12 protein-coding genes are annotated in these 13,214 nt (G+C 60.7%); 1 reads left to right on the plus strand and 11 read right to left on the minus strand.

From position 1 onward, the window contains the following. Positions 1–21: 21 nt before the first annotated feature. The 11 genes from AC2A04_RS12790 to AC2A04_RS12840 form a co-directional block, all read right to left on the minus strand. Positions 22–1,086 (minus strand): helix-turn-helix domain-containing protein, encoded by a 1,065-nt coding sequence (locus AC2A04_RS12790; protein ID WP_484212730.1) that lies wholly within the window; start codon positions 1,084–1,086, stop codon positions 22–24. A gap of 60 nt (positions 1,087–1,146) precedes the next feature. Then, positions 1,147–1,908, minus strand: a complete 762-nt coding sequence (locus AC2A04_RS12795; RefSeq protein ID WP_484212731.1) for a glucose 1-dehydrogenase — start codon at positions 1,906–1,908, stop codon at positions 1,147–1,149. A 2-nt stretch (positions 1,909–1,910) separates the two neighbouring features. Continuing rightward, entirely contained in the window at positions 1,911–2,873 is a 963-nt protein-coding gene (locus AC2A04_RS12800) for a nuclear transport factor 2 family protein (RefSeq protein ID WP_484212732.1), read from the minus strand. Further along, the gene (locus AC2A04_RS12805; protein WP_484212733.1) at positions 2,870–3,712 is read right to left on the minus strand and encodes an SDR family NAD(P)-dependent oxidoreductase; all 843 of its coding nucleotides are present in this window, start codon (positions 3,710–3,712) and stop codon (positions 2,870–2,872) included. Before AC2A04_RS12805 ends, AC2A04_RS12800 begins: the two co-directional genes overlap by 4 nt. 51 nt (positions 3,713–3,763) lie before the next feature. Continuing rightward, complete coding sequence (locus AC2A04_RS12810; protein WP_484212734.1) at positions 3,764–4,945, minus strand: epoxide hydrolase family protein; 1,182 nt, start codon at positions 4,943–4,945, stop codon at positions 3,764–3,766. Positions 4,946–5,105: 160 nt separating this feature from the next. After that, on the minus strand, positions 5,106–5,861 hold the full coding sequence (locus AC2A04_RS12815) for a glucose 1-dehydrogenase (protein WP_484212735.1): 756 nt from the start codon (positions 5,859–5,861) through the stop codon (positions 5,106–5,108). Positions 5,862–6,057: 196 nt separating this feature from the next. Continuing rightward, positions 6,058–6,561 (minus strand): nuclear transport factor 2 family protein, encoded by a 504-nt coding sequence (locus AC2A04_RS12820; protein WP_484212736.1) that lies wholly within the window; start codon positions 6,559–6,561, stop codon positions 6,058–6,060. Positions 6,562–6,614: 53 nt separating this feature from the next. Next, positions 6,615–7,193, minus strand: a complete 579-nt coding sequence (locus AC2A04_RS12825; protein WP_484212737.1) for a nuclear transport factor 2 family protein — start codon at positions 7,191–7,193, stop codon at positions 6,615–6,617. Further along, entirely contained in the window at positions 7,186–7,956 is a 771-nt protein-coding gene (locus AC2A04_RS12830; protein WP_484212738.1) for an SDR family NAD(P)-dependent oxidoreductase, read from the minus strand. The genes AC2A04_RS12825 and AC2A04_RS12830 overlap by 8 nt, the downstream gene beginning before the upstream one ends. Positions 7,957–7,998: 42 nt before the next feature. Further along, positions 7,999–9,684: an FAD-dependent oxidoreductase gene (locus tag AC2A04_RS12835; RefSeq protein ID WP_484212739.1), complete on the minus strand. Its 1,686-nt coding sequence runs from the start codon at positions 9,682–9,684 to the stop codon at positions 7,999–8,001. A gap of 204 nt (positions 9,685–9,888) precedes the next feature. Continuing rightward, positions 9,889–10,743: an SDR family NAD(P)-dependent oxidoreductase gene (locus tag AC2A04_RS12840; RefSeq protein WP_484212740.1), complete on the minus strand. Its 855-nt coding sequence runs from the start codon at positions 10,741–10,743 to the stop codon at positions 9,889–9,891. Positions 10,744–11,014: 271 nt separating this feature from the next. On the opposite strand from AC2A04_RS12840, the gene AC2A04_RS12845 reads away from it, so the two are divergent. After that, positions 11,015–13,150: an oxidoreductase gene (locus tag AC2A04_RS12845; protein ID WP_484212741.1), complete on the plus strand. Its 2,136-nt coding sequence runs from the start codon at positions 11,015–11,017 to the stop codon at positions 13,148–13,150. The last annotated feature ends 64 nt before the right edge of the window (positions 13,151–13,214 follow it).

Genomic DNA, 13,214 nt, shown 5'->3' on the forward strand with positions numbered 1-13,214 from the left:
CACCAGCCTACTGGAGGCGAATCAAACTGCCAAGTCAGCACCTTGAATGCGATACCTGCCGGGAGAAGCACCGGTCCATCGTTTGAAGGCATGGCGAAAGCTTGCGATATCGGCAAAACCCAACCGCCTCGAAAGCTCCCCGATACTGTAGCGCTCGCTTTCGATGCAATCGATCGCAATCGTACACAGCAACCCGTCCCGAATAGCTCGAAACGAGGTTTCTTCGGCGTGCAAACGACGCTTGAGGGTCGAGAGGCTGATCCTCAGCCGCTCGGCGGTCTCGATTTCGGTCGGCAAGGGCTCGGGCTTGGAGAGCGCGGATGCCAGGACCGACCTGACACGATTGGTCAGGGTTTCGTGGGCGACCTGGGTATCGTTAACATCAAAGGGAAAATGCCGTAACAATGTCGCCAGCTGGCGCGGATGGCGCAGTACCGGCCTGTCGAGTAGTTCGGCGGGGAAGCGAAAGGCGTTTGTTTCGGCGTTGTATGTGATCGGATAGGGAATCATGAAAGCCGAGGCACCACTGTCCAGCAACGGAGGATAGCACATCCGGATGCCCTGAAGTTCAACGGGCATGTCGATCAGCCATCCGAAGAAGCGATGGAAGGCCGCAAGACCTGAAAGATCAGTCAGCAACCCCGTTAGATCGCGAACAGTGTAATTGGTTTCGATGATGAATTCGGCAAAGCCATCATGGATCTCCAGGGATAGTCGCCCTGGATTGCTTGCCAAGGCGCGCATGAAGATCGTGGACCGCTCGATCACCTCGCGCAATGTCGCGCAGTGGATGACGCAATGAAAAAGCAGGCTGGCCTCTTCTTTGGTCATGGGCGCCCTGCCCTCTCGCGACGCACAGCGCTCGATTATCAAGGTCATGGTGGCGGAGAAAGCATCCGCAAAGGCCTGGTCGGTCAGAGGTCCGACCCAATTGGCATCCACGACTTCAGCAACCGTCCTGCCAAGATAAGCACGGGCAATCTCTTCGGCCAGCTGCGGGCTGAAGTCGCGAAGTTGTTGCAACACTATCCTTAGCAAGGCGCGGGATGCTCGCCGCGGAGCAACCTGCGCAATCTGTTTTGCCACTATCCCTCCTAACCCTATTTACACCATCGGGCGCGGTGCCCGCGCCCGATGGTGAGCCCGCTAGATCAGATAGCCCCCGTCGATCACCAATTCCGATCCCAGCATGAACTTCGATTCGTCCGATGCAAGATAGAGGACACCAAATGCGATATCATCAGGCTCCCCCAAATGTCCGATCGGATGCGCGGCGATCTGGGGTGCAAGCTGGTCCGGGTGCTCATCCAGATAGCTTTTGACGAGCGGCGTCACGCACATTCCGGGGTGAACCGAGTTCACGCGGATAGGAAGCTTCTTCGTCGCACAGTGGACGGCCGCAGCCTTTGTCAGGTTCCGGACCCCGCCCTTGCTTGCGCTGTAGGCCGCGGTCGTCGGCTCGGCGGTCATGCCTTGGGTCGAGGAGATATTGATGATCGAGCCAACCTCTCCGCATCGCGTGATCGTTCGAATGGCCGCCCGGGTACCGAGGAAGGTTCCGTCGAGATTAACGGCCAACATCTTGCGCCAGAGCGCAAACTCCATCTCCATGTCGCCGGGCAGCGCGATGCCCGCATTGTTGACAAGGACATTAAGCTTGCCGGCCCAGGCGATGGTTTCGTCCATCGCCCTGTCCCAAGCCGCCTCGTCGACAACGTCGAGATGGACGAACTTGGCCTTTTTTCCACCCTCGCCGATTTCCGCCGCGATCGCTTCACCGCGTTCCTGCGAAAGGTCTGCAATGACCACACGCGCGCCTTCGGCCACCAGCAAGCGAACCATCGCCTCGCCAAGACCGCTGGCGCCACCGGTCACGAACGCAACTTTGCCTTCAACCCGTCCGGCCATGATCAAGCCTCCTTCAGACGCGCAAGTCCGCGCTCGAATGCATCGTTCATGAAGCTGCGGTCGCCCGCTTCCCAGAGCAGCGTCAGTTTCACCGCCTTCAGCCGCCAGTTTCCGTCATCTCCGCGAACCAAATCGTCGGTATAATATCCACCGATCACATAACGCCGGCTCGGCTCCTCATCGTTGAGAAAGTGTTCGGCTTGCATGTAGACGATGCAACGTGCCTGGTCCCCCTCGATGGTAACGGTCGGGTTGGTCATGCTGTGTTGCGTTGCGTCGAGTCCGGCAAAGAACACCCGACAGTTTTCCCGCAACTCGTCAGCGCGGATACGATGGCGCGGAATCTGATTCCACGATTCGAAATCCATCTCCACTTCGTCGGTGAAGATTGACCGGTGGAGGTCCCAATCGCGGTTGTCGAGACCTGTGGCATACTTGTAGACCGTCTGTGCAACCTTGAGGCGCTCGTCCTCCAAAAGGTTGTCGACGGCAACCAGCTCGTCCCCCTGCCGGACGCGGCTCAGAGGGCGAATCTCTTCCCAATCAACCACCAGCTTGCGCGACTTGAACCGCCAGTCGTCGCCCTCGCGGACGAGTTCGTCCATGTAGCGCAGCGACCATGCCAGCAGCTCGGGCCTGCCATTTGCCATCGTAACCTGATCTGCGGTCGCGTAGCTGACGCCAACGGCGCGATTACCGTCGATCACGTGGTTCTGGCTGTGCAAGCGATGCTGGGTCAGGGGAAAGTACTGCGCGAGATGGTCAAGATTGGCCAGCGTCGCTTCCAGCCCCTCGGTGCGGAAGCCCGGTCCTTCCAGAACGCAGTCCTTGGTGAAAGCGCGAGCCCACAACGCTTTGTCGCGGAGATCTGCGCCCACTGAATACAGATTCGTTGCCCGACGGATGCCGGCCTCGTCGCGTTCGTTGCTGATAGTCATATGATTTCCTGTGATCTTGGGGTTCACGGCTGCGCGGTCGCTGTCGAAACGTCGCCCAATGCCTCGGGGCCGAACATTGCCGCGACCATCGCAGAAAGGTCCGGGTTGCGGCGAAGCTCGTTGCCACCATCGACGGCAAAACTCTGGCCAGTCATCCAGCTCGACTCCGGTCCGGCGAGATAGCGGATGGCCGGCGCGATGTCTTCGGGCTCGCCCAGCCTGCCCAGCGGCACCTGCTCGAGTGCACTCTCCACCACATCCGGCAGTTCGAACATCGAACTGGTTCCGGCGCTGCGGGTCATGCCCGGCCTTACGGCATTGATCCTGATCTTGCGTCGCCCGAGTTCGTCGGCAGCAGCCCGAACAAAGCCTTCGAGGCCGGCCTTTGCTGTGTTGTAGGAGACAAGGAAAGGGAATGTGAGCTTGGCCGCCATCGAGGAAATGCAGACAATGCTCCCCCCCTTGACCATAAGGGGCACCGCGTGCTTGGTAACCAGGAACGCGCTGACGATGTTGAGCTTGAGGTCGTCGACAAATTCCTGCTCGCCAAGCATCAGGACAGGCTTGAAGGCGCCTCCCCCCACGGTACTGACCACGATATCCAGGCGCCCGTTCAAGGCATTGGTCTTGTGCAGGGCGGCCACAACGTCGGCCTCATTCATGGCATCGCCGGGAAAAATTTCGACTTGCGCGCCGGGGTGATGATTCAGAACCTGCTGTCGTGCTGCAACGAGGGCTTCTTCGCGTCGGCCCATCAGGACGACCGCCGCCCCATCCCGAACTAGAAGTTTGGCAGCTGCGACCGAAATGGCGGCGGCGCCGGCGGTAATGAGGGCGGTTTTGCCTTTGAGAGGAAGGTTGTCCAAGATGTGGCTCCAATTGATTGTTTTGAACGGGAATAAGCGCGGAAAACGTAGTCAACGCAGGCCTCGGAACGTCGTGCGAATATCTTCCACCACGGCGGCGGGTTCTTCCGGGGCGGCAAAATGTCCGCCCGAAGACCGCTCCTTCAGGTGATGAACATTGTAGTTGACCAGATTGCGTTCGGGGAAGAGCGCCGTCTGATCGCCGCGGAAAATCGAGACGCCCGCTGGGGCTTCGAACGCCGGAGAGCGATCATGCGAGGGTTGCCAGGGCTGACGTACGGCTTCGGCATAGAACCGCGCAGAAGTCACGAAGCTCTCGGTCGCCCAGTACAGCGTCGCATTGGTGAGCATCACATCCCGCGAGAACCGCGATTCGACGTCGCCGCCGCAATCGCTCCAGGCGCGCCATCGTTCCAGTAGCCAGGCCAGGAGACCAACAGGAGAATCGTGCAAACCATAAGAAAGTGTCTGCGGATCAATGATGTGCGCGGTGATGTGGCTGACCACCCGCCGTTCGACCGCTATCGCCTTTTCCGCGTCTTCAGCCGGGAGCATGGGCAGAAACGGGCCGAGCAGATCATAAGGCCGCGGTCCTGCGAACAAGCCCGGCCAGACCGGCATCGACACATGGATGCCGTAAAGGTCTGCTGCATACTTGTGGGAAAGCTGCGAGGTCACGATCGCGCCCCAGTCTCCACCATGGGCGGCAAAACGCCGATAGCCCAGGACGTCGGTCATCAGCTTGTGCCAAAGATCGGCCGTCTGCCAGTAGTTGACGCTTTTGCGCAGCGGCACCGAGAAACCGAAACCGGGCAGTGACGGCACGATAACGTCGAAGGCATCAGCCGGATCACCGCCGAATGCGGCCGGATCGGACAGCGGCCCGATAAGGTCTCGGAAGTCCCAGAACGTCCATGGCCAGCCGTGCGTGAGTACAATGGGAATCGGAGCGGGTCCCACACCGCGGCGATGCATGTAATGAATTGGAACGTCATCGACCGTTACGCGGAAATGATCGAATGCGTTGATAGCCTTGGCTTGGGCTGCCCAGTCGAATCCATCGATCCAGTAGTCCACCAGCGATTTCAGATAATTGCCTTCGACGCCATAGCTCCAGTCGCCGTTGCCGAAGTCAGGCGCGAAGCGTGCGGACTTTAGCCGGCGGCGAAGATCGGACAGGACCTCTTCACCGATTTCCGGCGTGAATTTCTCCGGAGACATCACTCCCATCATCATCCTCGCGATTATCGTTTTCGCACCGGCCCCATCTTGTGGAGATGCGGTAACCTGGCTTCGATCCACACATTCGGCAGTTCACGTGGCCTCGATAATACTGGTGAAGTTGTGCGAACCAATGGCCATACGGCTCATTTAAAGAGGTTGATCAGCCCGTTCAGACAGCTGTGGCCCCACCATCCACAACCATCGCGTGGCCGGTCACGAAACTCGCGGCAGGTGAGCAGAGCCAGACGACCGCTTCGGCCACCTCCTCGGGTGAACCCATCCGCCCCATCGGCGTCATGGCATCGATGACTTCCTTCATTTCCGGGCTGGAAATGAGGGGTGCGGTCATGGCGGTTTCGATGACGCCGGGGCACACGGCATTCACGCGAATGCCGGCCTTGGCCCAGCGCAGCGCCCCGTGGCGGGCAAGGCCGACGACGCCGTGTTTGGCCGCGACATAGGCTGGTTGGGCGCCGTTGCCGACCAAGCCATTGATCGATGCGGTATTGACGATCGCGCCCCCGCCCCGAGACAGCATGACTTCCGCCTCTTCGCGCATGCAACGCATGACACCGGACAAATTGATACCGATGTTGCGCTCCCAAATCGCGTCGTCGTATTCGTCGTCACCAAACCTGTTGATGCCCGCATTATTGAACGCGCAGTCAAGTCCTCCGTAGAGAGACACCGCCGCAGCCACCATCGCCTTGATGTCTTCGGGGCGTGACACATCGCACGGACGGAACGCTGCCGCCCCGCCGGCGGCTTCGATCATGGTGGCCGTTGCCTGTCCGCCTGCAGCGTCGATATCGCTCACAAGAACAGACGCGCCTGATCGCGCGAATGCAATAGCCGTGGCGCGACCGATCCCGCCGCCGCCGCCCGTCACAAGTGCAACCTTGCCATGCAGTCCGTAGTCTATCATCTTGCGGATCCTCTCATGAAATCGCAACAAGATCCCCCGCCTGATACGCAGATCAAGGTGATGCTTCTTGCAGATTGCATGTCTGCGGACATAACGCGAATAGCGTCGAGATGCCCGGTTGTTGGCACCGAAACTCTGCCCAGCGCCGTTTCACATTCTATGCACTTGGCGGAACACGCGCCGACTATTGAGCTGTTCAGGACGCCGGCGGCTCCGCTAAGGCGACGACCCTTACACTGCCGTCCTCGCCGATCTGCTCGGTCAGCATCGAGGTGACCTGGCTGACCGTCTCGACGATCACCCACCGACCATCACGTTTTTCATAAACATCCTCGTATTCGACGGCCAGGCGCACGACCTGGCGCGGGACGGTCAGGATCGTGCGGAAATTCAGCGACCATTTCCCGGTCGCCCGTTCATTCGACGCGAGATCGATTTCCCAGTTCGTTGCATGGTGGATGTCGTAAACGCCGGGCTGGCAACCCATCTGACGATAGACGTCGACGAAAGCATCACGGTCGGTGAATTCGGGAAAATTCTCGTAGGCGATGCGAATTGTGCCCGCGGCGAAGCAGTCCCTGACCACGTCGGGCTGCTTGAGATCGCAGGCACGAAGATAGCGCGCCTTGAGCGCGCGGATCGCCTCCTTGTCCTCAAGCGCAGCGAGGCGAGTGGATATGTCTTCCAGCAATTCGGTCATAACGCTCTCCAATCGTTGAGCCGGGCGGTCGATCGCTCCCGCGCACCCGTGTTTCAGCCTTGTCCTGCAGGCAAGCCGCGGCTTCGGCCGAACAACCCCAGCCGCCGGTAGACGGGATCATCGCCTCCCGCCTTGCCCGTACCCACACCCTCGGTTCCGAAGCTTTCCCCTGCAACAACCGGCAGATCTTCGGCAAAATCGAGAATGAAGGACCGGCGCGCGAAGCGCCACGCGCCATCCCCGCGCCGGTAATGGTCAGCATAGCGGCCCCAAGCCACGAACTGACGCGTTCCGTCGGCCGTGAGGTGCCATGCCAACGCCCTGATTTCGCCTTCCGCCAAATCGCCATCGATCACGAAGAGCGTGTCGAGCGCCACATGCATGGTCGATCGCCAGTGGGACATGGCTTCGGGCAACCAGGCGATGAACCCGTCAACCGGGCCGCAATAATAGGGAGTGTGATCGTCGATCGCGTCATCGTGATAAAGCGTTTTCAGAAGAGCCCAGTCGCGGCGATCGATCGCGTGGCCATAAGTCGTGACGAGATGGCGCAGTGCTTCCCGCGCTATCAGGTCGTCGTTGGACAGGGCGCGAGGCGCTAGCAGCCCGGCAGGCTGGCCGGGATCAGACACCAAAGCCTCCGCTGACCGAGATCGTCTGCCCGGTGACGTAGTTTGCGCGCCGCGAGGCCAGGAAGACGGCGGCCTGTCCGATGTCTTCCGGACTGCCCCATCGGTGCAGCGGAAGCATGGCCTTGACCGCTGCCTCCCATTCGGGCGTGAAGGTGCCGGCTTCCTGCCCGATCTTGAACTGGCCGGCATCGATAACCCCGACCAGGATGGAGTTCGCACGGATCTGGTGTTGCCCTTCCTCCTTCGCGATGCCCTTGACCAGAGCTTCGTTGCATGCCTTGGGGGCCACGGAAAGGCCATCGAGCCTTGGCCACCAGTCATGCCCGGCCGAACCCAGATGGACGAAACTGCCACCGCCATTCTCTCGCATGTGCGGCAGGGCGGTGTGCACCGCATTGTTGAAACCGAAGGCTTCTATTTCCATCGATGCCCTGAACATTTCATCGGTCCAGTCGGCAATCGCGACCTGCGGCACGATCGGTCCCGCGCCCCACACCAGCGAATGGACACGGCGATGGACGCTGATCGCTTCGGCAAACGCCGCCACGACCTCCGCGCGGCTGCGAACATCGGCCCGATGCACTGACACTTGGCGCCCCACAGAACGGATTTCGGCAGCGACTGTTTCGGCAACATCGCGCTTCGACCGGTAGACGACTGCGACATCGCTGCCCTCGCGCGCAAATTCGAGCGCTACTCCGCGACCGATCCCTCCGCTGCCGCCAAAAACGATCGTTGCCCCGTCAGGAAAGTTCGGCTCCATGCTTGCTCCTTGGGTTGCGGGTATCATCCTGCCTTGGCGGCTTCAGCCATTGGCACCAGTGAGGTCGCGAGCGGCAACATAGGCAAAGGTCAGCGCCGGACCGATCGTCACGCCTGCGCCAGGATAGCTCTCGCCCATCGCCGAGGCGGCGTTGTTACCTACGGCATAAAGCCCTGCGATCGGTTGACCTGCCTCATCAAGGACCTGCGCCCGTCCGTTCGTGCGCAATCCACCGTTTGTTCCGATGTCGCCGGGATAAATCGGCAAAGCGTAGAAGGGCGCCTCGGTCAGAGGGCGGAGGCAGGGATTGGGCTGGTGGCGGTAATCGCCATACATCCGGTCATAGGCTGCCTGGCCGCGCTGAAACTCGGGATCCTCGCCCCGCTCGGCGTGAACGTTGAACCGTGCAACCTGCGCCTCGAGCGTAGAAGGGTCGGCGCCGATCTCCCGTGCCAGTTCCGCAAGCGTGGAGCCTTTCCTGAGGATCGCCTTCACTGCGCCCGATTGCAACCAGTCTGGCACCAGGGGAAGCAGTGGCCCCATCGGAAATTGATGGCGATAGCGGTTATCGAAGACCATCCAGCTGGGCGATGCATCCCCGAATTCCGCCTCGCGCCGCGCCATCTGCTGGCCGACAATGTGATAGGACGCCGCTTCGTTGAGGTAGCGCTCGCCTTTCTGGTTGACCATGATGCAACCGGGCAAGGCACGCTCGATAGTGCTGAGCCGGCCGCGATCCTCGCCAGGCACATAGAACACAGGTGCGGCCCATGTAGACTGCAGGTTCATCGTTCCCGCGCCGACAGCCTCGCCTGCCCGTATTGCATCGCCCGTGTTGCTGGCAACGCCACCCGAATAGCCTGCATTGCGATAAAGCGGCGCGTGCGCATCACGCATTTGCTGGTTCTTGTCGAAACCACCGGCAGCCAACACCACGCCTTTGCGCGTGCGGATACGGTACGGCTTGCCCTCGCTTTCGACGACAATGCCGACGACCTTGCCGCCCTCGGCGATGAGTTCGCGCATGGGCGTCCGGAGCCAGACCGGGACGCCTGCGTCATTCAACGCGACGCGCAATCCACCGGTCAGGGCATTGCCGAGCGTCAACCGGCGATCCTTGCGCGACATGAAGCGCAACGGCCAGTCGAGCCAGTACTTCGCCAGATTGCGCGACAACCCGGTGAACCAGCCCTTGCTACGGTAAAGCAACTGATAGGTCTCGGCAAAAGTCCAGTTGAGATAGCCGAACAGGCTGGCAGCAGGTGACGGCATCCGCTGCGTACGCAAGTCCTTGCCCAGCGGCGTGCCGTCCATCATCTCTGGCAGATGCGTGCGATAGCCGGTGACCGAACCACCCGGATTTTCGGCGTGATAGTCTGGATAGGGTTGGGCGGTGTAAACAACCGGCGTGTTGGCGGTCACCCAACGCAACATGTCTGCCGCGTTGTCTACATATGACCGGATATTTTCATCCGGCACATTTTCTGCCGAAAGCGCCCGGACATATTGGAAAGCAGCATCGAGGTCGTCTTCGAAACCAGCAGCTTTTGCCTGATCGCTGCCCGGGATCCAGATACCGCCACCGGACGTGGCCGAAGTACCGCCCCAGAGGCGATCCTTTTCAACGATCAGGACTTCGGCATGGTTCTTTGCCGAGACAAGCGCTGCCAGCAAACCGCCCGCGCCAGACCCAACGACGACAATGTCGATTTCCTTGTCCCAGCCCATCAGTTCACGTCCTGCCCATCGCCGCCCGCACTATGGGTCCAGCTCTTGTCACGCGACGCAGTTGCCGCCAAAGCTTCCCGCATGTCAACACCATGCGTAAAATATGAAGGAAAATAATACGAATAATGGAGGTTTAGCGCCACTACCTCCCGTTTGCTTCTGCCGCAGCCTGCCTAGACAGCGGTCCGCGAAGTGTGCGTGGTGTCAGCTAACCGCGATCTGCCGAGCGAGTTCCGGCATTACCGGATTCAGCTGCTCCTGAAGGAACCGCACTCTTCCCGCAATGATCTGCTCGCTCGTCTCAGGATGGCTATGCACCCAGAACCTGTTTTGCGCCATCTGTTCGAGAAACAGGCGACAGCCTTCGTCAACATCCATCCCGTGGTCACGCATCATTTCGAACATGGCGCGCCGATGACGCGCGGCGTTGCCCGGCTCACCCAGGCGCGAATCGTCATTGAAGATGTTCGTGCGGATAAGTCCCGGGACGATAGTCGACACGTGAATGGGCAGGTCGGCGAGTTCCATCTCGAGATAGAGGCACTCACTGAAAGCCTGCACCGCGTGCTTGGTCACGGTATAGGCCGTCTGCCCCGGCATTTGCCCGAACGCGCCAACCGAAGAAAGATTGCCGATCCAGGCCTCTGCGCCGCTGGCAATCATGCGCGGCACAAAAGCCCTCACGCCGTGGATCACGCCATGAAGGTTGATATTGAGCGTCGCCTCCCATCTGGCAGCCGAGACTTCCCAGGCGTTGCCGACGGTTTCGATCCCGGCATTGTTGATAAGCAGCCGAACCGCGCCATGCCGTGCAAAGACATGCTCTGCCAGCCGGTCGAGTTCATCCGGCGCGGAAACATCCACGCGCGTCGCCTCGGCCCGGCCTCCGCCTGCCCTGATCGCGTCAGCCGTACATTCAGCGGCATCGCCATCGACATCAGCGGCGATGACGATCATGCCGAGCGTGCCTGCATTTCGGGCCAGTCCGGCACCGATCCCGGACCCGGCGCCGGTTATGACGGCCACACCGCCACGAAAAACCTCCCCGAAACCAGTCATCGGTGCATCTCCCGCCAGCAGTTCGCCAAGTCAACGACCTGCCATAAACCTTGATTGTCGTAGCCATATGTATACAAAACTACGCAATGACAAGAAATTGGCTAATATGATCGGCAATTTGCGATTGTCGATCATATTGCCAGAGATGGATGCCACGCATGTCACCTGATGCCGAGATCATTGGCCCTTGGCGGTTCTCCGCTTGGTCCAGCGGCCAGTGACGACCGCCTCCACACCCTTCACAACCGGATATCCATCGGGGAAGTAGCCAATGTCATCCAACCTTTACCCTCATCTACTTGCCCCCGGCCGCATCGGTTCGCTTGAAATCAAGAACCGCATTCTGGTTTCGGCAATGGGCGTCAGCCTGTCAGAGGATGACGGAACGGTAGGTGAGAGGCTGATCGCCTATCACGAGGAGCAGGCAAAGGGCGGTGCTGGTCTTATCATCTCGGGCGTAACCGGGGTGGCTTGGCCGGTTGGCGCGGTGACGATGCAGCAGACTGCCATTTCGGACGACCGGTTCATCCCCGGTCTCAAGGCATTGACTGACCGCGTTCATGCCTCCGACGGAAAGATTGCGGCCCAGTTGCATCATGGTGGCTTTGTAGCCGCATACAGTCATGCGCGATGGGGGCACCCGCTGTGGGGCCCGTCGGTCCCGAAACCAGGCAAGGGCAACATCACCGACTACTACCTGATGGAGGAACTGGCCCCACTTGCCGGCATGCAACCGCCGGAAATCAAGGTGCTCGAACAGGCAGACATCGCCATTGCCGTCGGCCAGTTCGCCCAGGCTGCGCGGCGGGCCCGGGAAGCGGGATTTGACGGCGTGGAAATACACGGCGGCCATGGTTATCTGCTGTCGTCGTTCACGTCGCCCTACACAAACAACCGCGCGGACGCCTATGGCGGCACCCGTGAAAACCGCTTGCGTCTCACCCTTGAAGTGATTGCAGCGATCAGAGCCGAGGTCGGCACGGACTATCCGGTGTGGATCAAGATCGATTCCCGCGAAGTAGGCAAACCCGGCGGCATCACGATTGAGGATGCTGTCGCCAACGCCGCGATGGTCGAAGCCGCAGGCGTGGATGCGATTGCAGTCACCGCCTATCACGAGACAGGCGATGGCAAGCTGCACTCTGAATCCAATATTCCGCATCGCGAAAACTCGAACCTGCCCGCCACTGCGGCGATCCGCAAGGCGGTGGGCATCCCGGTCATCGGCCTCGGAAGGATCGAACCAGCCAGCGCCGAGCGCGCGATCGCCACAGGAGATGCCGATTTCATCGCCATGGGCCGCAAACTTCTGGCTGATCCGCACCTGCCCATGAAGCTGACGCGGGGCGAGACCGAGAAGGTTCGTCCGTGCGTTTACTGCTACACTTGCGTTTCTGCGATCTACATGGGGCAATCGGCGCGTTGCGCGGTCAATCCGGCACTGGGCCTGGAATTCGAGGACGCGCCCGTTAATCCGGTCGAGACCGGCAGGCGGGTTGCCGTCATCGGTGGGGGGCCGGGAGGGATGGAAGCCGCCCGGCGACTGGCTGCTTACGGTTGGCAAGTTACATTGTTCGAAAAGTCCGATCGCCTTGGCGGGACCTTGCGCTTTGCCAGCCTCGCCTACGAACCCAACGAACACCTGCTCGATTGGCTGCGTCGCGAAATCAGGGAAGCACAGATCGATGTGAGGCTCTCGACGACGGCCACGCCGGACCTCTTGCGATCGATCGGAGCACAAGAGGTAATCGTCGCAACCGGCGCCACGCGCGCGATGCCTTCGTTGCCAGGCGGCGAACAGGACCATGTCTTTGCGGGTGACGACATGCGCCAGATGCTACTGGGAGAAACCTCGGCGAACCTAAAGCGCAAGACAGGCCTGCTTACACGCCTGGCCACGAAGGTCGGGGCAGCAACCGGTGCAAGCGCGAACCTTGCGCTGGTTCGCAAAGCCACCCATGCCTGGATGCCCTTGGCCGATACGATTACGATCATCGGCGGCGAACTGGTTGGCCTCGAGCTTGCCGAGTTCCTGACCGAGCGAGGACGGACAGTCAACGTGGTCGAGGAAGCACCGCGTCTCGGCAAGGGATTACCGCTGGTGCGCCGGATGCGCCTGCTGGCAGAGCTGGCGGAGCACGGCGTTGGTCTGTTCGGCGGAGTGAGCGACATCGCGATCGGTACAGGGGACGTTACCTTCACCGATGCATCTGGGGCAACGATGCGCGTGCCGGGAGCGAGCGTAATCGTGGCGAAGGGTGCCGAAGGCGACGCGACACTGGCCGATGCGCTGAGGCATGAAGGGTTCCGCGTGCACTTGATCGGCGATGCCAACGGGGTGGGCTACATCGAAGGCGCGATGCGCGATGCGCGCACTGCCGTCCAGGCTTTGGTTCGGGCTGCATGACAGCGGCACAATGCGGCGAGCCGGCATCAGCCCTCCGGCTGCCGAAGCACCGGGAGTTGCAGCG

Source organism: Novosphingobium sp. HNCC26DJ243 (assembly GCF_057180545.1).

Excerpts from the sequence above, each read along its gene's own strand:
- AC2A04_RS12795 (WP_484212731.1), bottom strand. The coding sequence starts at position 1,908 with ATGGCCGGACGGGTTGAAGGCAAAGTTGCGTTCGTGACCGGTGGCGCC.
- AC2A04_RS12810 (WP_484212734.1), bottom strand. The coding sequence starts at position 4,945 with ATGATGGGAGTGATGTCTCCGGAGAAATTCACGCCGGAAATCGGTGAA.
- AC2A04_RS12815 (WP_484212735.1), bottom strand. The coding sequence starts at position 5,861 with ATGATAGACTACGGACTGCATGGCAAGGTTGCACTTGTGACGGGCGGC.
- AC2A04_RS12820 (WP_484212736.1), bottom strand. The coding sequence starts at position 6,561 with ATGACCGAATTGCTGGAAGACATATCCACTCGCCTCGCTGCGCTTGAG.
- AC2A04_RS12830 (WP_484212738.1), bottom strand. The coding sequence starts at position 7,956 with ATGGAGCCGAACTTTCCTGACGGGGCAACGATCGTTTTTGGCGGCAGC.
- AC2A04_RS12835 (WP_484212739.1), bottom strand. The coding sequence starts at position 9,684 with ATGGGCTGGGACAAGGAAATCGACATTGTCGTCGTTGGGTCTGGCGCG.
- AC2A04_RS12840 (WP_484212740.1), bottom strand. The coding sequence starts at position 10,743 with ATGACTGGTTTCGGGGAGGTTTTTCGTGGCGGTGTGGCCGTCATAACC.
- AC2A04_RS12845 (WP_484212741.1), top strand. The coding sequence starts at position 11,015 with ATGTCATCCAACCTTTACCCTCATCTACTTGCCCCCGGCCGCATCGGT.